Origin of the sequence: Anabaenopsis sp. FSS-46, assembly GCF_029891665.1 — a bacterium.
Lineage (GTDB): Bacteria > Cyanobacteriota > Cyanobacteriia > Cyanobacteriales > Nostocaceae > Anabaenopsis > Anabaenopsis arnoldii.
In genome coordinates, this window is the sequence record NZ_JANQDG010000037.1 from 1 (window position 1) to 266 (window position 266).

At 49.6% G+C, this 266-nt stretch carries 1 protein-coding gene; it reads right to left on the reverse strand.

The features are described from left to right. Positions 1–184, reverse strand: a 184-nt coding sequence (locus tag NWP21_RS03520) for a hypothetical protein (RefSeq protein WP_280791628.1), incomplete at its 3' end; no start/stop codon positions are given. Positions 185–266: the final 82 nt, after the last annotated feature.

Sequence of the window (266 nt, forward strand, 5' to 3'; positions counted from 1 at the left end):
AAACAGCAGCCACAGCCAAAGCATCAGCATCAGGGGGTAAAGCCGCCGCAGAAGGGGATAAAGAGCAAACCTCAGAAGACCAAGTAAACAACCAAATAGATAGTACAAATACCACTGAAGAGCAGAAACAGGAGAATAAAGGCGCGGTAACAGGTAAGGTTAAGAGTAATGATAGTAATCCCACTCAGGGAACTGGTGACGGCACTGGCGATGGTGGTGGTGGTGGTGGTGACGGTACTGGCGATGGTGAAGGAGGGAAAGTAGGA